Source organism: Pigmentiphaga sp. GD03639, assembly GCF_029845405.1.
Taxonomy (GTDB): Bacteria; Pseudomonadota; Gammaproteobacteria; order Burkholderiales; family Burkholderiaceae_B; genus Pigmentiphaga; species Pigmentiphaga daeguensis.
On sequence record NZ_JAOCLR010000024.1, the window covers coordinates 26,653 to 46,571 of the forward strand.

The 19,919-nt window shown below is 68.1% G+C and carries 20 protein-coding genes; 9 read left to right on the top strand and 11 right to left on the bottom strand.

Annotation, left to right across the window (positions count from 1 at the left end):
• Positions 1 to 7 precede the first annotated feature (7 nt).
• From N5K27_RS21365 to egtD, 3 genes are read right to left on the bottom strand one after another with little or no spacing between them, the layout of a single operon-like run.
• Positions 8 to 238 (bottom strand): hypothetical protein, encoded by a 231-nt coding sequence (locus tag N5K27_RS21365; protein WP_087841412.1) that lies wholly within the window; start codon positions 236 to 238, stop codon positions 8 to 10.
• Between the two features lie 10 nt (positions 239 to 248).
• Positions 249 to 1,520, bottom strand: coding sequence for an ergothioneine biosynthesis protein EgtB (gene egtB, locus N5K27_RS21370; protein WP_279818621.1), 1,272 nt, complete (start codon positions 1,518 to 1,520; stop codon positions 249 to 251).
• Entirely contained in the window at positions 1,517 to 2,512 is a 996-nt protein-coding gene (gene egtD / locus N5K27_RS21375; RefSeq protein ID WP_279818622.1) for an L-histidine N(alpha)-methyltransferase, read from the bottom strand. The genes egtB and egtD overlap by 4 nt, the downstream gene beginning before the upstream one ends.
• A 318-nt stretch (positions 2,513 to 2,830) precedes the next feature.
• On the opposite strand from egtD, the gene N5K27_RS21380 reads away from it, so the two are divergent.
• The 9 genes from N5K27_RS21380 (at position 2,831) to N5K27_RS21420 (ending at position 11,793) form a co-directional block, all read left to right on the top strand.
• Positions 2,831 to 3,442, top strand: coding sequence for an NAD(P)-dependent oxidoreductase (locus tag N5K27_RS21380; RefSeq protein WP_087841415.1), 612 nt, complete (start codon positions 2,831 to 2,833; stop codon positions 3,440 to 3,442).
• 138 nt (positions 3,443 to 3,580) lie between these two features.
• On the top strand, positions 3,581 to 3,892 hold the full coding sequence (locus N5K27_RS21385; RefSeq protein ID WP_087841416.1) for a hypothetical protein: 312 nt from the start codon (positions 3,581 to 3,583) through the stop codon (positions 3,890 to 3,892).
• A 214-nt stretch (positions 3,893 to 4,106) separates the two neighbouring features.
• Complete coding sequence (cydD, locus tag N5K27_RS21390) at positions 4,107 to 5,768, top strand: thiol reductant ABC exporter subunit CydD (protein WP_279818701.1); 1,662 nt, start codon at positions 4,107 to 4,109, stop codon at positions 5,766 to 5,768.
• The gene (locus N5K27_RS21395) at positions 5,765 to 7,450 is read left to right on the top strand and encodes an ATP-binding cassette domain-containing protein (RefSeq protein WP_279818624.1); all 1,686 of its coding nucleotides are present in this window, start codon (positions 5,765 to 5,767) and stop codon (positions 7,448 to 7,450) included. The genes cydD and N5K27_RS21395 overlap by 4 nt, the downstream gene beginning before the upstream one ends.
• 16 nt (positions 7,451 to 7,466) lie before the next feature.
• A complete protein-coding gene (locus N5K27_RS21400) occupies positions 7,467 to 9,056 on the top strand; it encodes a cytochrome ubiquinol oxidase subunit I (protein WP_279818625.1) in 1,590 nt (529 codons plus the stop codon).
• 3 nt (positions 9,057 to 9,059) lie between these two features.
• Positions 9,060 to 10,214, top strand: coding sequence for a cytochrome d ubiquinol oxidase subunit II (gene cydB, locus N5K27_RS21405; RefSeq protein WP_087841420.1), 1,155 nt, complete (start codon positions 9,060 to 9,062; stop codon positions 10,212 to 10,214).
• Positions 10,215 to 10,234: 20 nt separating this feature from the next.
• Positions 10,235 to 10,330 carry a cytochrome bd-I oxidase subunit CydX gene (gene cydX, locus N5K27_RS21410; protein ID WP_087841421.1) on the top strand — a complete coding sequence of 32 codons (96 nt, stop codon included), beginning with the start codon at positions 10,235 to 10,237 and terminating at the stop codon, positions 10,328 to 10,330.
• Between the two features lie 27 nt (positions 10,331 to 10,357).
• Positions 10,358 to 10,960 carry a class I SAM-dependent methyltransferase gene (locus N5K27_RS21415; RefSeq protein ID WP_132980053.1) on the top strand — a complete coding sequence of 201 codons (603 nt, stop codon included), beginning with the start codon at positions 10,358 to 10,360 and terminating at the stop codon, positions 10,958 to 10,960.
• A gap of 86 nt (positions 10,961 to 11,046) precedes the next feature.
• Positions 11,047 to 11,793 carry a GntR family transcriptional regulator gene (locus N5K27_RS21420; protein WP_165963221.1) on the top strand — a complete coding sequence of 249 codons (747 nt, stop codon included), beginning with the start codon at positions 11,047 to 11,049 and terminating at the stop codon, positions 11,791 to 11,793.
• On the opposite strand, the gene N5K27_RS21425 is transcribed toward N5K27_RS21420, so the two are convergent.
• Genes N5K27_RS21425 through N5K27_RS21460 form a run of 8 tightly spaced genes read right to left on the bottom strand, consistent with a single transcriptional unit; the run spans position 11,775 to position 19,770 of the window.
• Positions 11,775 to 12,932, bottom strand: coding sequence for an iron-containing alcohol dehydrogenase (locus N5K27_RS21425; protein WP_279818629.1), 1,158 nt, complete (start codon positions 12,930 to 12,932; stop codon positions 11,775 to 11,777). The two genes, N5K27_RS21420 and N5K27_RS21425, sit on opposite strands and share 19 nt — an antisense overlap.
• A 19-nt stretch (positions 12,933 to 12,951) precedes the next feature.
• Positions 12,952 to 13,815 (bottom strand): isocitrate lyase/PEP mutase family protein, encoded by an 864-nt coding sequence (locus N5K27_RS21430; RefSeq protein WP_279818632.1) that lies wholly within the window; start codon positions 13,813 to 13,815, stop codon positions 12,952 to 12,954.
• Between the two features lie 33 nt (positions 13,816 to 13,848).
• The gene (gene leuD / locus N5K27_RS21435; protein ID WP_087841426.1) at positions 13,849 to 14,454 is read right to left on the bottom strand and encodes a 3-isopropylmalate dehydratase small subunit; all 606 of its coding nucleotides are present in this window, start codon (positions 14,452 to 14,454) and stop codon (positions 13,849 to 13,851) included.
• On the bottom strand, positions 14,451 to 15,854 hold the full coding sequence (leuC, locus tag N5K27_RS21440; RefSeq protein ID WP_279818634.1) for a 3-isopropylmalate dehydratase large subunit: 1,404 nt from the start codon (positions 15,852 to 15,854) through the stop codon (positions 14,451 to 14,453). Before leuC ends, leuD begins: the two co-directional genes overlap by 4 nt.
• Positions 15,851 to 17,173, bottom strand: a complete 1,323-nt coding sequence (gene hisD / locus N5K27_RS21445; protein WP_279818637.1) for a histidinol dehydrogenase — start codon at positions 17,171 to 17,173, stop codon at positions 15,851 to 15,853. Before hisD ends, leuC begins: the two co-directional genes overlap by 4 nt.
• 18 nt (positions 17,174 to 17,191) lie before the next feature.
• Positions 17,192 to 17,932 carry an arylmalonate decarboxylase gene (locus N5K27_RS21450; protein WP_087841429.1) on the bottom strand — a complete coding sequence of 247 codons (741 nt, stop codon included), beginning with the start codon at positions 17,930 to 17,932 and terminating at the stop codon, positions 17,192 to 17,194.
• 10 nt (positions 17,933 to 17,942) lie between these two features.
• On the bottom strand, positions 17,943 to 18,557 hold the full coding sequence (locus N5K27_RS21455; RefSeq protein ID WP_087841430.1) for an isochorismatase family protein: 615 nt from the start codon (positions 18,555 to 18,557) through the stop codon (positions 17,943 to 17,945).
• A gap of 16 nt (positions 18,558 to 18,573) precedes the next feature.
• Entirely contained in the window at positions 18,574 to 19,770 is a 1,197-nt protein-coding gene (locus tag N5K27_RS21460) for an FAD-dependent monooxygenase (RefSeq protein ID WP_279818640.1), read from the bottom strand.
• Positions 19,771 to 19,919 lie beyond the last annotated feature (149 nt).

Below are 19,919 nucleotides of genomic sequence, written 5' to 3' on the forward strand. Positions count from 1 at the left end.
GCCCGCTTCAGCGTTCGTTGCGCGGCACGCTCGGCTCGCGCCGGCCTCCGCTGGAGCGCAGGTCGGTGTCTTCCTGGCCCGATTGCACATCCTCGTAGGCCTGCTCGATCACCTTGCGCGGCGCGCTTTCCTGGCTGTCGTGCGATTCGTCGTGCTCGTGGGGCAGCCGCGGCTCGCCCCGGCCCATGTCGTCCTGGGCCCGGGTCCGTTCCGGCCGCCGCTTCTCGGGTTCCTTCATGCTCGGCTCCTTATCGCGCCAGCCGCAGGCCGGCGTACTGCCAGCGCGAGCCAGGCGCAAAGAAATTGCGGTACGTGACACGGATGTGACTGCGAGGCGTGGCGCAGGACCCGCCCCGCAGCACCATCTGGTTGATCATGAACTTGCCGTTGTATTCCCCCACCGCGCCGGCGGCGGGACGAAAACCCGGATACGGCAGGTAGGCGCTTTGCGTCCACTGCCAGACACCGCCCAGGAAACCGGGCGCATCGGCGCGCAGCCGCGCTGGATGCAGCAGCCCCGACTCGGCGAAGTCCCCATCGGCCGGCAGGCCGGCGCCTTCGGCCATGGCCCGCGCGGCCGCGATTTCCCATTCCTGTTCCGTCGGCAGCCGGGCGCCCGCCCACCGGGCATAGGCATCGGCCTCGTAATAGCTCAAGTGGCAGACGGGCTCGGCCGGGTCCATGGGGAGCGGCCCGGCCACCGTATGGCACATCCATCGGCCGTCGCGCCGCATCCAGTACAGCGGCATGTCCCATCCACCGCGCACGCGCGCATCCCAGCCGTCGGACAACCACAAGTCCGGCCGGCCATAGCCGTCGTCCTCGATGAAGGCCAGGTATTCCGCATTCGAGACCGGGCGCTGCGCCAGTTCGAACGCATCGACCCACACGCGGTGCCGCGGCGCCTCGTTGTCGAAGGCAAAGCCTTCGCCCGCATGCCCCACGTCCGCCAGTCCCTCGTCATAGCGCAGGAATGCCGCCGGCCCGGGTTCCGACGGCGGTTCCTTGGCCCGGGCCGGCCGCCACGCGGGCAGCAGAGGGTTGTGCCAGAAGTGGTGCTTCAGGTCGGTCGCGATCAGTTCCTGGTGCTGCTGTTCGTGATGCAGGCCGAGCTCGACCAGCGCCAGCGCCCGCGGCGGCGCGTCATCGTCCATCCAGGCCAGCAGGCGTTCCAGCACCGACTGCTGGTAGGCCATGACCCGGTCCAGCGACGGACGCGAGAGCAGCCCCCGCTGGCCGCGCGGATGCCGCTCGCCCACGCCCACGTAGTAGGAGTTGAACAGCTCGCGGAAGGCGGGATCGAAGGGCCTGAAGCCCGGCTGCCACGGTTCGAGCACGAAGGTCTCGAAGAACCACGCGACGTGGCCGACGTGCCACTTGACCGGACTGGCCTCGGGCATGGACTGCAGCATGCAGTCCTCGGGCGTCAACCCGTCCAGGAGGGCCAGCGTCGCCTCGCGCACGGCCGCCACGCGGCGGGCCAGCAACTCGGGAACGAACACATCGTCGCGCGCGTTCATCGCTGGGCCAGGAAAACGCCGAACCACGAACGGGGATCGGTCCACATGTTGCGCACCGAAAAACCCGCCTGCGCCAGCATGGCATCGAACTGCGCCGGCGTGTACTTGTAGGAATGCTCGGTCACGATCTCCTCGCCTGCCTCGAATATCCGCTCCGACGTCCCCCAGCGTACGCGCTGCCGCTGCCGGGCCCGCAGCCGCATCTCGATACGGCCGTGGCCATCGTCGAAGCGCGACTCATGGTCGAACTCGGCCGGCTGGAAGTCGCTGCCCAGCACCCGGTTGCATACGCGCAGCACGTTGCGGTTGAATGCCGCCGTCACGCCCAGGTCGTCGGCATAGGCGCGCTCCATCACGCGCCTGTCCTTGCGCAGGTCGGCGCTGATCAACAGACTGCCGCGCGGACCGGCCTGGCGGCAGATCGCGGCCATCAGCGCGACGGCTCGCTCCGGATCGAAGTTGCCGATGGACGATCCGGGGTAGAAAAACACCGGCGGATGCTCCTCGATATCGACCAGGTGGCGGCGCAGGTCCAGGTCGCCCGAGAAGTCCGCCTCCACGGCCACGCAGGCGATCTGGGGGAATTTGCGCCCCAGCGCCGCCACCTCGTGCCGCAGGCAGTCGGCGGCGATGTCCACGCCCAGATATCGGCAGGCGTCCACGTGGGCCAGCCAGGAACGGGACTTCGCGCAATCTCCGCAGCCCAGGTCCACCCACTGGATGCGGCGCGGCAGGGACCGGGCGATGGCCGGACGATGGGCCTCGAAGATGGCCCGCTCGGTGCGGGTCGGGTAGTACTCCTCGAGTTCGCAGATGGCGTTGAACAGGACGCACCCTTGCGCGTCGTAAAGAAACTTCGGATCGATATGGGCCTGCGCATCCCGCAGGCCGGCGGCCAGTTCCGCCGCGCGATTGTCAAGCGGCGCCGTATCGGCGCGCCGCCCGGGGGACGGCGCGCCTTCCATCGAAAAGGCGGTGTCGTTCCCGGCCATTCTGTGCGCGGGACCTCGAAGCATGGTGGTCAATATGGGCTCCTTGGGGGACAGCGGCAGAGTGTCCGCCCCGGGCCGTAGCAAGCGCAATGCCCGGCCGCGGCCGTCGGACATGGGCCCTATCTATACGCTTGTCGCTTCCCGGGGAACAGGAATGGGATGTAACCCTTGCCTACGACGCTGCGAAAGGAGCCCGCATTTGACCGTAAACCGAAACAAACTATGGCGGCCACCCCTGTTTTTCCCTCATGGGACAGCCCCTAAGCTGATGGCTGTCGCGACGGTTTCCCTCCGTCCCCTCACTATCAAGGAGTTTCCATGAACATCGCCATCCTCGGCGCCACCGGCAACGTCGGCAGCCGCCTCGTCAACGAAGCCCTGGCCCGCGGCCACCACGTCACCGCCCTCGCCCGCCACGCCTCGAAGCTCGCCGCACGCCCCGGCCTGGAGACCCTGGACGTCGACCTGGCCGACGGCGCGAAGCTGGCCGACGCCCTGCGCGGCAAGGACGCGGTCATCAGCAGTGTGCGCTTCGCCACCTCGCCTCTGGCCGCCGTCCTCGGCCCCGTCAGGCAGGCCGGCGTGCGGCGACTGCTGGTAGTGGGCGGCGCCGGCAGCCTGGAGGTGGCTCCCGGAATCGCGCTGGTGGACACGCCGACGTTCCCGGCCGAGTACAAGCCCGAGGCGCTGGCCGGGCGTGACTGGCTGAACGCCCTGCGGACCGAGAAGGACCTGGATTGGACGTTCCTGTCGCCCTCGGCGCTGTTCACGCCGGGCGAGCGCACGGGCACGTTCCGCCTGGGCGGCGATACGCTGCTGACCGCGGCGGACGGCCGCAGCTGGATCTCCATGGAAGACTTCGCCATCGCGATGCTGGACGAAGTGGAAAAGCCCGCGCATACGGGGCGGCGCTTCACCGTCGGATACTGATGGCGTCGCGGCGGGGCAACGCGAACCGCGACGCCCGCCCCGGGGCCGTTACATGTAGCGACGATTGCAACAGCCCGCACAAACCGCCGGCCGGAAATCGCCCCTACAGTCGGACTATCGCAGTTTCGGAGAATCTGTATGAAACGGCTGGCAATGGCAGGGCTGATGGCCGCGGCCCTCTTGGCCGTCAGCGCGACGGCCCAGGCCCGCGTGAGCGTATCCATAGGCATCGGTATACCAGGTATCGTCTATGGCCCGCCACCGGTCTACGTGGCCCCCGCGCCGGTCTACGTGCCCCCGCCTCCCCCCGTCATGGTGATCCCCGGGCCGGTCGGCTACGTGCCCTACGACCCGTACTGGCGGGAAAGGCGCTGGGAACAGGAGCGGCGCTGGGAGCGCGAGCGCTACCGCGAAGAGCGCCACTACCGGCGCCACGGCTACCGCGATTGAACGACGGCCCCTAGACGGGGCCGTTTCTTTTTGCCGCCGGCCGCCCCCGAAGGCGCGACCGAATGTCGCGACTTGACGTAGATCATTGTCACGTACGGCCGAGCACTGATACCTTAGGCGTAGCCCAACGTACAACGGGAGTACGCCCCTGTCCCGCCCCGCCTGCGCGCGCTCCGGCGACGCGCTTCGCCCCTCCCCCGGCGACTGGCTGCAACTGGCCGGATCGCTGACGTGGCTGGCCCAGGCCGGCATCCTGGCCGCGGCGGTGCAGCGCATGGCGGCGGATCCCGGCGACGTGGCCGCAGGCCTGGTGTCCGCCGCGGCCTTCCTGCTTGCCGGCGCCCTGCGCGCGGCGTGCGATGCGTGGGGAACGCGCCTGAGCTTCCAGGTCGCAAGGAGCCGCCTGTCGGCGCTGCGTGCCGCCGCGGTCGACGCGCTGGCAAGCGGTTCCCCGCTGGACAAGCGCCGCCCCGCCGCCGGCCACGCGGCCAGCGTGCTGGCCGAACAGGCCGATGCCGCGCTGCCCTACCTGGCCCGCTATCCCGCCATCCAGTTGAAGATACTGGTCGTGCCGCTGGCCATCCTGGCGGCCGTCGCGCCGCTGTCGTGGGTCGCGGCGCTGGTCCTGCTGGCCTCGGCCCCGCTGATCCCGGTCTTCATGGCGCTGGTGGGCTGGCGCGCCCAGCGCGCCAGCCAGGCCCACCTGGCGGAGATGGGCACGCTGAACGCCTTCCTGCTGGATCGCCTGCGCGGGCTGGCCACGCTGCGTGCGCTGGACGCCGTCGACGCCACCACCGGACGGCTGGCATACGTTGCACAAACACTGCATACGCGTACCATGGCGGTACTGCGCATCGCCTTCCTGTCCTCGGCGGTGCTGGAATTGTTTTCCGCCATCGGGGTCGCCATGGTCGCGGTCTACGTAGGATTCCACCTGCTGGGCACCTTGCCCTTCGGCACCTGGGGCAGTCCGCTCTCCCTCGGCCAGGGGCTCTTCGTCCTGCTGCTGGCCCCCAGTTTCTTCGAACCGCTGCGCGACCTTTCCACGGCCTGGCATGACCGGGCCGCGGGCCGGGCGGCGCTGGAGGCGCTGCGGGCGCTCGCCGCCGCGCCCACGAAGCTGGTGGGCGGCATCCTCCCCTTGCCCTCGCCGGACGACGCGCCCGCCCGTCGCCCTCCCCCCGCCGTCGAACTCGTCCAATTGCGCTTCGCGCACGCCGATTCGGCGCCACCGGTCATCGACGGCCTGGACCTGCGCGTGGCCCCGGGCGAGCGGGTAGCCATCGTCGGACCGAGCGGCGCGGGCAAGTCGACGCTGCTGGCGTTGATCGCCGGCCTCGTGCCGGCCCAGTCCGGCGCCGTCCTCATCGACGGCGTGGCGCTGGATGACCAGAACGCGCCGCGTCTGCGGGCACGCATGGCCTGGATAGGGCAGAAGCCGCATGTCTTTGCCGGTACGCTGGCCGCCAACGTCGCCCTGGGCCGCCCGGACGTGGACCCGCGGGCGGTGGACCGCGCCCTGCGGGCCGCGACCCTGGAGCTGCTCGCGGGACGCGAAGCTGGACGCCCGCTGGGCGAAGCCGGCACCGGCCTGTCCGGCGGAGAATGCCTGCGCCTGGCAATGGCCAGGGCAGTCGCCGCGCCCGGCAGCGACCTGTGGCTGGCCGACGAACCCACCGCCCACCTGGACGCCGCCACGGCCCGGGAGCTGACCCGCCGGCTGCTGGCGCAGTCCGCGGGCAAGACCCTGATCGTCGCCACGCACGACCCCGAACTGGCCTCGCGCATGGACCGGGTGATCGACCTGGCCCCCCCGCGCGCGGCGCCGGCCGGCATGGACCTGGCCGCGCTGGACGTCATGGAGGCCGCGTCATGAAGGCCTCCATTGGCGCCGTCTTGCGGCTGTTCTTCGCCGGCCGGCGGCGCCTGTTGTGGAGCGGCATCGCGCTGGCCGCGCTGACGGTCTTCGCCGGCATGGGGCTGCTGGGCCTGTCCGGATGGTTCATCACCGCCACCGCGCTGGCAGGACTGGCCGCCGGCACCGCCCTGGCGTTCGACGTGTTCACTCCCGGCGCCGGCATACGGCTGCTGGCCCTGGTCCGCACGGCGGCCCGCTATGGCGAGCGGGTCGTCACCCACGATGCGGCGCTGGCGGTCATCGCCGCGCTGCGTCCCCGGCTGTTCGCGGGCTGGGCCCGGCCCGAGGCCGCGCGCAAGCTGCTCGCCCGGCCGGCCCGGCTGCTGTTCCGCCTGACCGCCGACGCCGACGCGCTGGACGCGCTGTACCTGCGCGTGCTGGTTCCCGCCGGGGCCGCCTGTGCCGCCATCGCGCTGGCCGGCGTCACGCTGGGCGTGATCAGCCTGCCGCTGGGCCTGGCAATGGCCGGCTGGCTGCTGGCCGCCGGCGCCGGCATACTGGCCTGGACCATGCGCCGCAGCCGCCGCGCCGCCTGCCGCCGCGCCCATGCGCTCGAAGCCCTGCGTGCGCAGGCCATCGACCTCGTCTCCGGCCAGACCGAACTGGCCATGGCCGGCCAATTGGCGCAGCGATGCCGGCTGCTGGCACGGACCGAACACCGGCTGGCCGCCGCCGACGACACCATCAACCGCGCCGACACGCAAGGCGGGTTCCTGCAGGCCATGGCGGGCACGCTTGCCATGGGCGCCACGCTGGCGGCCTGTGTCCTGCTGGTGGCCGGCTCGGCCATCGGCGCCCCCGTGGCGGCGCTGGCGCTGCTGCTCGTGCTGGCAAGCGCCGAACCGCTCACGCCGCTGCGGCGGGGAATCCTGGAGCTGGGCCGCACCCTCTTGGCCATCCGCCGCCTGGCGCCAAGACTGGACGCACCCGCCGCGCCCCCGCCCCGCGCCGCCTCCGGCGACATCCGGCTCGAACACGCCAGCCTGGGCCACGAAAGCCGGCCCGGCCTGCCCGCCGGCCTGGCACTGGCGGATGTCACGCTCGTGGTCCGGCCCGGCGAGCGAGTCGCGGTGGTCGGCCCCAGCGGCGCGGGCAAGTCGACGCTGCTGGCCCTGGTGGCGGGCGAACGGCTGCCCTCCGGCGGGCGGGTCCAGGCCCCCGCCTCCTGTCTGCTGACCCAGCGCACCGAGCTGTTCCAGGACAGCGTGCGCGACAACCTGCGCCTGGCCCGCCCCGATGCCAGCGACGACGAGCTGTGGGCCGCGCTGCGGGCCGCGGGCCTGGACCAGGCCATCGCCGCCCTGCCCGCCGGCCTGGATACGCGGCTGGGCGAAGGCGGCCTGGGGCTGTCCGCCGGACAGGCACGCCGGCTCGCGCTGGCGCGGCTGTTCCTGCGCCCCACGCGGCTGTGGCTGCTGGACGAACCCACGGAAGGGCTGGACGCGCCGACCGCGCGCGACGTGGTCGACCGATTGGCCGGACAGGCCCATGGCCGGACCCTTCTCATCGCCACCCATATCAGGCGGGAGGCCGCCCTGGCGGACCGCATCGTCGTGCTGGCCGCCGGCATCGTGGCCGCCGACCTGCGCCGCGGCACTCCCGCCTTCGATCATCAACTTCACACCCTGCGCCCGGACTGAGGAGGAAGCTGGCACCATGGACCTCGACATCGTTTCACTCTCGCGCCTGCAGTTCGCATTGACGGCGCTCTACCACTTCCTTTTCGTCCCGCTCACGCTGGGCCTGTCGGTCGTCATCGCCATCATGGAGACGGTCTACGTCATGACCGGGCGCAAGATCTGGCGGCAGATGACCAAATTCTGGGGCACGCTGTTCGGCATCAACTTCGTGCTGGGCGTGGCCACCGGCCTGGTGATGGAGTTCCAGTTCGGCATGAACTGGAGCTACTACAGCCACTACGTCGGCGACATCTTCGGCGCGCCGCTGGCGCTGGAAGGCCTGATGGCCTTCTTCCTGGAAGCGACCTTCGTCGGCCTGTTCTTCTTCGGCTGGAACAAGCTGTCGCGCGTCGGCCACCTGGTGGCGACCTGGTGCGTGGCGCTGGGATCGAACTTCTCGGCGCTGTGGATCCTGATCGCCAACGGGTGGATGCAGAACCCCGTCGGCTCGGCCTTCAATCCCGAGACCATGCGCATGGAAGTCAGCGACTTCTTCGCCGTCCTGACGAACCCGGTGGCACAGGCCAAGTTCGTCCACACGGTATCGGCCGGCTACGTGACCGCCTCGGTGTTCGTGCTGGGCGTATCGGCCTGGTACCTGCTGAAGGGCCGGCACATCGACGTGGCCAAGCGCTCGATGACGGTGGCCGCCTCGTTCGGGCTGGCCTCGGCGCTGTCGGTGGTGGTCCTGGGCGACGAAAGCGGCTACCTGTCGACCGAGCACCAGAAGATGAAGCTGGCCGCCATCGAAGGCATGTGGGAAACCGAGCCCGCGCCCGCTCCCTTCACCATCGTCGGCATCCCCGACCAGCAGGCGCGCGAGACCCACTACGCCATCCGCATCCCGGCCGTCATGGGCCTGATCGGCACGCGCTCGCTCACCACCGAGATCCCCGGCATCACCACGCTGGTCGACCACGCACGGGACCGCATACGCAGCGGCATCGTGGCCTTCGACGCCTTGCAGCGCATACGCGCGGCGGGAAGCTCCGCCGCCATCGCGCCTGCCGACCGCGACGCGTTCGAGGAGCACGGCCGCGACCTCGGCTACGCCCTGCTGCTCAAGCGCTACCTGGACGACCCGCGCCAGGCCACGGCCGCGCAGATCGACCAGGCCGCCTGGGACACCGTGCCCATGGTCCTGCCGCTGTTCTGGTCCTTCCGCATCATGGTCGGCCTGGGTTTCTTCTTCATCCTGCTGACGGCCACGTTCTTCATCATGTCGGCCCGCCGCCGGCTCGACGCGCACCGCTGGCTGCTCAAGGTCGCGGTGTTCTCGATCCCGCTGCCCTGGATCGCCGCCGAGATGGGCTGGATCGTGGCCGAGTTCGGCCGCCAGCCGTGGGTCATCGAAGGCGTGCTGCCCACCGCCGCCGCCGTCTCCGACCTGGGCGTGGAGACGGTACTGCTGACCATCCTGGGTTTCACCGCGCTCTACACCGTGCTGTTCATCGTCGAGATGAGCCTGATGCTGCGCGCCATTCGCAAGGGCGTGGAACCCGACCCCGATCCGGAAGTCCGGCTCGTGGCCCCGCACCTGTCCCAACGCCTTACCGCCCAGGAGTAAGCCATGATTCTGCACACACTCATCGACTACGACGTGCTGCGCCTGATCTGGTGGGCGCTGCTGGGCATCCTGCTGATCGCATTCGCGCTGACCGACGGCTTCGACCTGGGCACGGGCATGCTGCTGCCCTTCGTTGGCCGCACCGACATCGAGCGCCGCGTGGTCATCAATACCATCGGCCCCGTGTGGGAAGGCAACCAGGTGTGGCTGATCCTGGGAGGCGGCGCCATCTTCGCCGCCTGGCCGCCGCTGTATGCGGTGTCCTTCTCGAGCTTCTATCTCGCGATGTTCGCCATCCTGTTCGCGCTGATCCTGCGGCCGGTGGGCTTCAAGTACCGCAGCAAGCGCGAAGGCACGCGCTGGCGCGCGGTCTGGGACTGGGCGCTGTTCGCCGGCGGCCTGGTGCCCTCGCTGATCCTGGGCGTGGCGGTGGGCAACGTGCTGCTGGGCGTGCCCTTCAGGCTCGACGGCGATCTGCGCATCTTCTACGACGGCAGCTTTTTCGGACTGCTGTCGCCCTTCGCCCTGCTGTGCGGCCTGGTATCGGTGGCCATGCTGGCCACGCAAGGCGCGTGCTGGCTGGTCCTGAAGACCAGCGGCGAGGTGGCCGAGCGCGCGCGCCGCTACGGCAGCGCGGCGGCGTTCCTGACGCTGCTGCTGTTCGCGCTGGGCGGCATCGCGCTGTGGGCATGGGTGGACGGGTACCGGATCACGAGCGCCATCGATCCCCTGGGCGCCTCCAATCCGCTGCGCAAGACGGCGGAAACCGCGACGGGCGCCTGGTTCGACAACTATGCGGCCCATCCGTGGCTGATGCTCGCACCGGCCGCCGGCCTGGCCGGCTCCGCGCTGGCCCTGCTGCTGCTCCGGGTGCGCAGCGAGGTCGGTGCGCTGCTGGCCAGCTCGCTGGCCATACTGGGCATCATCCTGACCGTGGGCGTCTCGATCTTCCCGTTCCTGCTGCCGTCGTCCGCCGACCCGCGGGCCAGCCTGACCGTCTGGGATGCCTCGTCCAGCCACCTGACGCTGTTCATCATGCTGGTGGCATCGGCCATCTTCGTCCCGATCATCGTCGCCTACACGTCCTGGGTCTACCGGGTCCTGTGGGGCAAGGTCGACGAAGCGTCCCTGAAAGAACCCGGCAACCACGCCTACTGACACACCTGGGAGGAACGAGCATGTGGTACTTTTCCTGGATACTGGGGTTGGGCCTGGCGGCGACCTTCGCCGTCCTGAACGCCATGTGGTACGAACTCAGGGAACAAGACGAGTAAGTCCCCCTATCGGAGATATCGAGCGGTATGAAGACTTGGGATCAACGCTTTTCCGAACCTGGCTACAAGTACGGAACCGCGCCCAACCGCTTCCTGGCCGAGCAGGAACCCCGCCTGCCGGCCGGTAGCCGGGTGCTGCTGCCCGGCGATGGCGAGGGCCGCAACAGCGTGTGGCTGGCCGAGCGCGGACACCAGGTGCTGGCGGTCGACAATTCGCAGGTCGGACTGGACAAGGCGCTGGCCCTGGCGTCGAACCGCGGCGTCACCATCACCACGCTGAACGCGGACCTGGCCGCCTGGACACCGCCGCCGGCCACCTGTGCAGCGGTCGTGCTGATCTATGTCCACCTGCCCAGCGGCTTCCGGGCCGACGCCCACCGTCGCCTGGCGGGCGCGCTGGCTCCCGGCGGCTGGCTGGTCCTGGAATCCTTCCACCCGCGCCAGCTGGCCTACCGGAGCGGCGGTCCCCGTGACGTCGACATGCTGAGCGACCTGGCCACGATACGCGCGGACTTCGCCGGCCTGCTCGAGGAAGTGCACGGCTGGGAAGGCGAGGTGGAACTGGACGAAGGAGACGGGCACCGCGGGCCGGCCTTCGTTACCCGCTACGTGGGCCGGCGCGCGGCCTAATCTGCGGCACGCCGGCCCATGCCAGCCGCCCCATGCCTGGCGGCATATCCGCTATAGTTGTTGCACCAAGCCTGGCTGCCGCGCGCATGTCCCCTACTTCGAAATCTTCGTCCGTACCGACGCTCTCGTCCGATACGTATTCGCTGTCCTCCGATCTGACCACGCGGGCCCCGTCCGTCCAGCAAGCCTACGCTTACGTGCGGGACGGCATCATCTCGGGCCGGTTTCCCGAGGGCGCGCGCATCACGGAAAAGGAAGTTTCGGAAGCACTGGGGTTATCGCGCACGCCGGTACGCGAAGGGCTCAGGCTGCTCGTGGCCGATGGCCTGCTGATCTTGCGCGCCAACGCGGGGGCCACCGTGCGAACCTGGACCACCCAGGAAATCCGGGATCTCTACGCGGTGCGCATCCTGATCGAATCGGAACTGGCCGCCCTGGCCGCGACCCGCATGAGCCCGGCCACGCTGGCCGAGCTGCACGAGATCCAGGACGAGATGGAATCACGCGGCCCGGACATCAGTCCCGCCAACCTCGACCGCATCGCCCCGCTGAACCGGAACTTCCACGCGCGCATCTCCGAATCCGCCGGCAACCCGCGGCTGCTGGCCATGCGCACCAAGGGCGTGGACATCAAGATCATCCTGCTGACGCGGCGCAGCTACGACCGCTCGCGCCTGGCGCGTACTTTCCAGCATCATCGTGAACTGATCGATGCATTCACCGCGCGCGACCCCGAATGGGCACGCGCGGTCATGCATGGCCACCTGCGGTCGGCCCAGTTCGCGCTGCTCGAACGCGCCTCGTCCCCCGTGGATCAGAACGCCGCTCGATAGATCGCCAACGCGTCCTCTTCCGACACCGGCCGCGGATTGTTGACCAACAATCGCTGCTGCATCATGGCATCGCGCGCGAGCATGGGAAGATCGGCCTGCGCCACGCCCACTTCGCGCAACGAACGGGGAATGCCGGTTGCGCGCACCAGCTCTTCCATGTAGCGGATGAAGCCATCCGCCGCCGCCAGATCATCGGCGCCGGCATACTCTGCCTGCACCACGCGTGCCAAGTCGGCGTACAGCGGCCGCGCGGCAGGGAGATTGAAACGCAGCACGTGGTTCAGGACCAGGGCATTGGACAGTCCATGCGGCACGTGAAAATGCCCACCCAGGGGATAGGCCAATGCATGAACCGCCGCGACGGGCGCATTGGAAAACGCCTGCCCGGCCAGCATGGCCCCGAGCAGCATGGCCTCGCGCGCATCCAGATTCGAGGGTTCGCGGCAGGCCAGCAGCAGATTCCTCGACAGCCATTGCATGGCGCGCCGGGCCAGCATGTCGGACAAGGGGTTCTTCAATCGCGCCGACGTATAGGCCTCGATCGCATGGACCATGGCGTCTATGCCCGTCGCTGCCGTGGCGGCGGCCGGAAGTGCCACGGTCAGTTCGGCATCCAGGATGGCCAGGTCTGCCATCAGCAACGGCGAGACGACCCCGCTCTTGCTGGTCTCGCCCGTCGTCACGATCGAGATCGCCGTCACCTCGGAACCCGTGCCCGCCGTGGTGGGCATCAGGATCAACGGCAGGCGCGGACCGGCGACCTTGCCTATGCCATACATCTCGGCCAGAGGCTGGGCCGAGCCGCAAAGCACGGCGATGAGCTTGGCCACGTCCATCGAAGACCCGCCGCCCATGCCCAGCACGACTTGCGCCCTGGCATCGCGCGCGCGATCGGCCGCTTTCGCCACCACATGATCGGGTGGATCCGCCACCACGTCGTCGATGACGGTGACCTCCCAGCCGTGGTCCCGCAAATCGGCCAGCGCGGGCGCCAGCAGTCCGCTGGCATGCAGGAACCGGTCCGTGACCAGGCACAGGCGCATGGCGGAATGACGGTCCCGCAGCAGCCGGCCCAAGCGACGCGCGGCGCCCCGCTCCACGATCAGCTGCGGTACGGTGGAAAATTCGAACCTGTCCACGTTCGGGCTCCCGAATACGTCAACGCGCCCAGCGCTTCTCGAAATCCCACACCTCCCCGAAGCCGATCAGTTCGCAGAACTCCCTGAAATCGGCCATGGGAATGTCGGGCGACAGACTGGTGCCCGTCTCCTTGAGGTGGCGCAGCGCCTTTTCCATCGCCGCGGCCGCGACCAGGCTGGTCATGGCCGGAAAGATCGCGAGCGAGAAACCAATTTCCTTGAGCACATGAGCCGGCAGGATCGGGGTCTTGCCGCCGTCGGCCATGTTGGCGATCATGGGCAGGTCGAAGGCCTCGCAAACGCGGCGCATTTCCTCTTCGCTCTGGGGGGCCTCGAAGAACAGGATATCGGCGCCGGCTTTCGCATAGGCTTCCATGCGGCGCATGGCGTCATCCACGCCCAGGCTGGCGCGCGCATCGGTGCGGGCGATGATGAGGAAGTTTTCCTTGTCTTGCCGGGCATCGCAGGCAACCTTGATCTTGTCGACCATGTCCTCGATCGGTACGCAACGCTTGTTGGGCGTATGGCCGCACTTCTTGGGAAACTCCTGGTCTTCCAGCTGGATGGCGGTGACGCCGGCTTCCTCGTAGCCGCGTACGGTGTGGTGCACATTGAGCAAGCCGCCATAGCCCGTATCCGCGTCGGCGATCAGTGCCGCCGAGGTCGTGCGCGTGATGGTGCGCATGCGATCCACCATCTGGGTATAGGTGGCGATGCCGGCGTCCGGCAACCCCAGGTTGGAGGCCGTGAGCCAATAGCCCGAACCGTAGACGATGTCGAAACCGACCTTGGTGGTCATGATGGTGGCGATCATGTCCTGCACGCCCGGGATGACGATGAATTCGCCGCTGGAGAGTTTTTGTCTGAGAATCGGATTGGCCATGCGGCCTCCACTAAGCGAAGAAAAGGGAACCATTCAGTCCATGGACGCCAGCCAGGGCCGGTCGCGCTGGATACGCCCTTCATAGGCGCGCAGCGCCGCGTCGTGACGCAATGTGCGGTCTATCTCGTCCTCGGCCGAAAGCAGTTGTTCCGCATGGCCGTCGGCCAGTGTGATCGGGATGGCGCCGCCATCCGGGAGCGTGAGAGTCCGCTGCGCCACCCGCAGGCGCAGCATGGGCTGGGCCGGCCCCGCCCATGCCCGTACCAGGCGTTCGTGGTCGGCCGGCGTCACCGTGGCAGGCACCAGGCCGTTCTTCACGCAGTTGTTGCGGAAGATATCGCCGAAGGAAAGGGCCACGACCGCCCGCACGCCATAGTCCGCCAACGCCCACACCGCATGTTCGCGCGACGATCCGCAGCCGAAGTTGGAAAGCGCCACCAGCACGCTGGGCGGCTCGGCCTGTTCCATGAAGGCCACCTCGGGCCGGCCTTCGGCCCGCCAGTCGGCGAAAAGGTGCGCCCCCAGGCCCGTGCGGTGCACCGCGCGCAGGAAGCGGCCGGGAAACAGGGCGTCGGTATCGATATCGTCGCGCGGCAGCAGGACGGCGCGGCCGTGGACTTCCGCAATGACTGCTTTCATGCCAGGTACTCCCGGGGATCGGCCAGGCGGCCCCGAAGGGCGGATGCCGCCACCGCGGCGGGACTCATCAGGTGGGTCCGCCCCCCCTGCCCCTGCCGGTTCTCGAAATTGCGGTTGGAGGTGGATGCGCAGCGCTGGCCCGGCATCAGGCTGTCGCCGTTCATGCCTATGCACATGGAACAGCCGGACTCTCGCCACTCGAAGCCGGCGTCGACGAAAACCTGCGCCAGGCCTTCGGTCTCGGCCGCGCGCTTGACGCTGGTCGAGCCCGGCACCACCAGCGCGCGCACGCCCGCGGCGACACGACGGCCGCGCACCACTTGCGCGGCGGCGCGCAGGTCTTCCAGGCGGCCGTTGGTGCACGAGCCGATGAAAGCCACGTCGATGGGCACCGAAGCGAGCGGCTGGCCGTGTTCGAGACCCATATAGGCCAGGCTCTCCCGCAGGCGGTCGCGGTCGGCGTCGTCCCTGGGCACGATCCCGTCGCCCACGCGGCCCGAGAACGGGGCGCTGTCGGCCGGCGTCGTGCCCCAGGTCACGAGCGGCATGATCCCGTCGGCGTCGAACTCGACGTAACGGTCATAGTCGGCCGTCTCGTCGGTGCGCAGCGCGGCCCAGGCCTGTGCCGCCTGTTCGAAATGTTCGCGCGCCGCCCCCTGGACCCGTTCGCGCAGGTAGGCCAGCGTGATGGCGTCGGGCGCAATCAGGCCGAAGCGCGAGCCGGCCTCGATGGTCATGTTGCACAGCGTGAGCCGCGCCTCCATCGAGAGCGCCTGCACCAGCGGGCCCAGGTATTCGATGCCATGGCCGGTCCCGCCGCTGGTGCCGATGTGGTGGATCAGGGCCAGCGCGAGATCCTTGGCATAGACTCCCGCGGACAACTGCCCCGAGATCCGGACACCCATCGTCTTCGGCTTGCGCATCCAGAGGCTCTGGGTGCTCATCACATGGCCCACTTCCGAGGTGCCTATGCCCCAGGCCAGCGCCCCCAGCGCGCCCAGCGTGGCACTGTGCGAATCGCCGCAGACCACGGTGCTGCCCGGCAGCACGTAGCCCAGCTCCGGCGCGATGACGTGCACGATGCCTTGCAGCGGATGGTCGAGGTCGAACAGGCGCATGCCCGTGCGCCGGGTATTGCGCCGCAGCGTGGCGATCTGCTCCCGGCTTTCCGCATTGGGAATGTTCGACAGCCGGTCGGCCGTGGTGGGTACATTGTGGTCCTGCACCGCGATGTGCCGCCGCGGCGAACGCAGCGAGCGGCCGGCCTCGGCCATGCTGGCGAAGGCTTGCGGGCTGGATACCTCCTGCACCAGATGCCGGTCGATATAGATCAGGTCTTCGCCGGAATCATTGCGGGCGACCGAGTGTTCCGCCCAGATCTTGTCGAATAGCGTGGTCATGGCTGCGAGGCCGCCACTGGCTCGTACCACGGCAGTTCCGGCCGGTTGCCGTAGCGACGCACGCGGATGTTGGCCTGCTCGCCATGCCCCGCGAAATTCTCCATATGGCACAGGCGCGAGCAGTATTCGCCGATCTCGGCACTGGCCGCGTCGGTCGTCACGTGCTGGAAGGTGCAGGTCTTCAGGAACTTGCCGACCCACAAGCCGCCGGTGTAGCGCGCCGCCTTGTTGGTGGGCAACGTGTGGTTGGTGCCGATCACCTTGTCGCCGAAGGCGACGTTCGTGCGCGGCCCCAGGAACAGCGCGCCGTAGTTGGTCATGTTTTGCAGGAACCAGTCCGGATCGCGGGTCATCACCTGCACGTGCTCCGAGGCCAGCTCATCCGCCTTCTGCAGCATTTCTTCCCGCGTATCGCAGACGATGACCTCGCCGAACTCCGCCCACGAACGAGCCGCGATCTCGGCGGTGGGCAGGATCTTGAGCTGCCGTTCCACTTCGGCCATGGTGGCGTGCGCCAGCGCTTCGCTGTCGGTCAGCAGCACGGCCGGCGAAGTCGGCCCATGTTCCGCCTGTCCAAGCAGGTCGACCGCGCAGATTTCGCCATCCACCGACTCGTCCGCGATGACCAGCGTTTCGGTAGGGCCGGCAAACAGGTCGATTCCCACGCGGCCGAACAGCTGGCGCTTGGCTTCCGCCACGAACATGTTGCCCGGACCGACCAGCATGTCCACCGGTGCGATCGAAGACGTGCCGACCGCCATCGCCACCACGGCCTGCACGCCGCCCAGGACCAGGATCTCGTCCGCGCCCGCCATGTGCATCGCGGCGACGATGGCCGGGTGGGGTTCCCCGTGGAAAGGAGGCGCGGTAGCCACCACCCGCTTCACGCCCGCCACCTTCGCGGTCAGCACGCTCATGTGCGCCGACGCCAGCAGCGGATACTTGCCCCCGGGGATGTAGCAGCCGACCGCGTTGAGGGGAATATGGCGGTGCCCCAGGAAAACGCCGGGACGAGTCTCGACCTCCACGTCCAGCATGGATTCGCGCTGGATCCGGGCGAAGTTGCGCACCTGCGCCTGGGCGAAGCGAATGTCGTCCAGTTCGCCGGACGAGAGGCTCTTCATCGCCCGCTCGATGGCCGGCCGCGACAGGCGGAAGTCCTGCGGATCCCAGTTGTCGAATTTCCTGCTGTACTCGCGGACGGCCTCGTCGCCGCGAGCCTCGATGTCGCGGATGATGCCCTCGACGGTGTTGCGGACGGCGACGTCGTCGTTGGCACGGGCCTGGACATCACGGCCGCGCTTGAGATAGCGAATCATGGCGTCTCCTGATCGTGTTCAGTAGTGCGACAACAGGCGCCCCAGCCCCTGGACCTTGTCCTGGATGCCGCACTGGCGCAGCGCGTGCCAGTACGTGGCCGTGTTGATCGCGATGACGGGCTTGTCCAGGAAGAGTTCGGCGGCGGCGGCCAGCCGGACCATGGAGAGATTGGTACCGAGTTGCACGATGGCGTCGACGTCATCGCCATTGAGCTCGTTTATCGCGTCGCGGCACATCTGGTCGGTGGTATGCGCGATCTGGACCGGGCTCGGGCGGCGCAGGCAGATGTCGCGCACGACCGTGAAGCCGCAGTCCTCGAAAAACTGCCGCGCTTCCGCATTCGCCACGGGGTAGTAGGGAGAAAGAAAGGCAATCCTGCGCGCGCCGTAGGCATTCAACGCTGCCTCCAGCGCGAACGAACCGCAGCTCACATCCACGCCCACGTGCTCGCGCATCTTTTCCAGATACGCCTGAGCCCCTTTCTTGCCCCCCCAGAACATTACCGCCGACATGCCCATGATCAGGTATTGCATCTCGCAGGTCTTGAGCACACTGGCCGCCTGCATGGTGTTGCCCGAAATCGACTCCATCATGTGCACGAAGCTCTCGTCACTATCGACCTTGAAGTCGGGAATCTCGATGCGGCTGTAGTGGTTGGTGACGCCTACCGGGCGCATGTCGTCGAAATCCGGTTGCACGATGGTATTGGTCGACGGTCCAATCACGCCGAACTTCATCCGATAACCCAGGTGATCCATGGCTTGCTCCTCAAGAAAAAAGTGAAATCAGTTCGTCGCGATCCATCACGTCCGCATACTTCTGCCCCATGTCGAACAGGCTGGCTTGGTGCGGGCCCATCGCGCGGTCGCCCACGCAATCGGCCACCACCACGGTCAGGAAGTTGTGCTGCATGGCGTCAAGCGCAGTTGCGCGTACGCAGCCGCTGGTGGTGCAACCCACCACCACCGCGGTGTCCACGCCCTTGCCGCGCAGCCAGTCGGCCAGGCCTGTCGCGAAGAAAGCCGAGGCGCCCTGCTTGCGCACGATGTACTCGCCGGCGGTTGGCGCGAGCCCCGGGACGATCTGCGAACACTCGGCTGTTTCGGTGAATCGGGTCAGGCTCGGTGTCTTGCGGCAGAAAACGTTGTGATCGCTGCCATCCTCGGCATACACCATGCGCGCATGCGCGATTGGCCAGTTGCGCTGACGGAAGGCATGCAGCAGGCCTTGCGTGCGTTGCGCCGCCTCGCTCACATGCGCGCCTCCCAACAGCGCCGGATCGACGAAACCATTGATGAAATCGACCAGCACCAGCCCGCACTGGCGTCCCACGCCGCTTGCATGTCCCAGGCCCTGGCGCTGGTAGACATCCAGTTCATCCATGTCCTTCCCCTTCAGGTCACGCAATTTCCGCCGCGCGCTCCAGCGCGTCGAACATCGAGGTCTTGCGGATATAGTCCAGCGACGCGACCGGGTCGGTCGCGGTGGCGCGCAGCTCATCGTGGATGCGGGAGCGCACGGCCTCGTCGCGTTCTTCGATCATCTTCTTGTTGCGCGCGGTGTTGGCGTTGATGTATTCGATGGCGACGGTGCGGCGCTGGCGTTCATACAGGTCGAGCAGTTCGATGGGCGCGCGTCCGGCCAGGACCTCGATCAGCTTGCCGGTCAGGTTGAAGGCGTCATGCACGCCGCCATTCATGCCCATGCCGCCCAGCGGGTTGTTGATGTGCGCGGAGTCTCCCGCCAGCAGTACCCGGCCCTTGCGAAACTGCGCGGCCACGCGCTGGTGCACCTTGTACAGCGTGCGATGAACGATCTGGTAGGGCCGCGGCTGGGGCAGCAGGCCTTGCAGGCGTCGCTCGATGACGGCATCCGAGAGGACCCGCTCGTCGGACTCGTGCTCGGGCGTGGGAAACAGCACGCGCCACAGCGACGGCACCTTGAGCAGCACGCACCATTCCTCCGGATCCGAGATGTAGTTCACCAGCGACAGGTTCTCGAAGTGCTGCTCGAACGGGAACTGCGTCGACACCACCAGGAAACGCTCGGGATAGGTGTAGCCCTCGAATTCGATGCCGACGCTGTTGCGCACCGCGCTCCAGGCGCCATCCGCGCCGATGAGAAAGTCGCCGCGGGCGGTCTCGATGCCGTCGGCCGTGCGCAATTGCACCGTGACGCCGCCTTCGTCCTGCTGCACCGACTCGACCGCGCAGCCGAACCGCACTCTGGCATTCGGATAACTGGCCAGTTTCTTGACCAGCTCGTCGTTGAGCTTCCACTGCTCGCATTGCAACCGGAAGGGATACTTGGTGCTGCCGGCCAGCCGAGCCAGATCGAACTCGGCGATCAGTCCCTTGCGACGGTCCCGCTGCTGGGTATAGCGCGCCTTCAGGCCGGCCTCGACCAGGGGGTCGGCAATACCGTAGCGATCGAGCATATCGAGCGTGGGCGGATGAAAGGTCGAGGCACGCAGGTCCTCCATCACGCTGGCATTGCGCTCGAACAACTCGACTTCGATCCCGGCATCGGCCAGCACCATGGCACTGACCAGGCCCACCGGGCCGGCCCCGGCCACCAGAACTCTTGCTTTGGGCATCTCTTTCTCGCTTTGTACACAATCTGAGAAAAATTATGAGCCAAAGAAAACCGCCAGTCCAGCGCTTAGTTCCTTTTCAAACTTTCCCGCCCATGCACCAATCAAGCGCAAACTGGCGAAAACAAACGCCAAAATGGTGAATTCGAAAA

Bases quoted from the DNA above. Each gene is read 5' to 3' on its own strand.
- N5K27_RS21365 (WP_087841412.1), bottom strand. From the start codon at position 238: ATGAAGGAACCCGAGAAGCGGCGGCCGGAACGGACCCGGGCCCAGGAC.
- egtB (WP_279818621.1), bottom strand. From the start codon at position 1,520: ATGAACGCGCGCGACGATGTGTTCGTTCCCGAGTTGCTGGCCCGCCGC.
- egtD (WP_279818622.1), bottom strand. From the start codon at position 2,512: ATGGCCGGGAACGACACCGCCTTTTCGATGGAAGGCGCGCCGTCCCCC.
- N5K27_RS21380 (WP_087841415.1), top strand. From the start codon at position 2,831: ATGAACATCGCCATCCTCGGCGCCACCGGCAACGTCGGCAGCCGCCTC.
- N5K27_RS21385 (WP_087841416.1), top strand. From the start codon at position 3,581: ATGAAACGGCTGGCAATGGCAGGGCTGATGGCCGCGGCCCTCTTGGCC.
- N5K27_RS21395 (WP_279818624.1), top strand. From the start codon at position 5,765: ATGAAGGCCTCCATTGGCGCCGTCTTGCGGCTGTTCTTCGCCGGCCGG.
- N5K27_RS21400 (WP_279818625.1), top strand. From the start codon at position 7,467: ATGGACCTCGACATCGTTTCACTCTCGCGCCTGCAGTTCGCATTGACG.
- cydB (WP_087841420.1), top strand. From the start codon at position 9,060: ATGATTCTGCACACACTCATCGACTACGACGTGCTGCGCCTGATCTGG.
- cydX (WP_087841421.1), top strand. From the start codon at position 10,235: ATGTGGTACTTTTCCTGGATACTGGGGTTGGGCCTGGCGGCGACCTTC.
- N5K27_RS21415 (WP_132980053.1), top strand. From the start codon at position 10,358: ATGAAGACTTGGGATCAACGCTTTTCCGAACCTGGCTACAAGTACGGA.
- N5K27_RS21420 (WP_165963221.1), top strand. From the start codon at position 11,047: ATGTCCCCTACTTCGAAATCTTCGTCCGTACCGACGCTCTCGTCCGAT.
- N5K27_RS21430 (WP_279818632.1), bottom strand. From the start codon at position 13,815: ATGGCCAATCCGATTCTCAGACAAAAACTCTCCAGCGGCGAATTCATC.
- leuD (WP_087841426.1), bottom strand. From the start codon at position 14,454: ATGAAAGCAGTCATTGCGGAAGTCCACGGCCGCGCCGTCCTGCTGCCG.
- leuC (WP_279818634.1), bottom strand. From the start codon at position 15,854: ATGACCACGCTATTCGACAAGATCTGGGCGGAACACTCGGTCGCCCGC.
- hisD (WP_279818637.1), bottom strand. From the start codon at position 17,173: ATGATTCGCTATCTCAAGCGCGGCCGTGATGTCCAGGCCCGTGCCAAC.
- N5K27_RS21450 (WP_087841429.1), bottom strand. From the start codon at position 17,932: ATGGATCACCTGGGTTATCGGATGAAGTTCGGCGTGATTGGACCGTCG.
- N5K27_RS21455 (WP_087841430.1), bottom strand. From the start codon at position 18,557: ATGGATGAACTGGATGTCTACCAGCGCCAGGGCCTGGGACATGCAAGC.
- N5K27_RS21460 (WP_279818640.1), bottom strand. From the start codon at position 19,770: ATGCCCAAAGCAAGAGTTCTGGTGGCCGGGGCCGGCCCGGTGGGCCTG.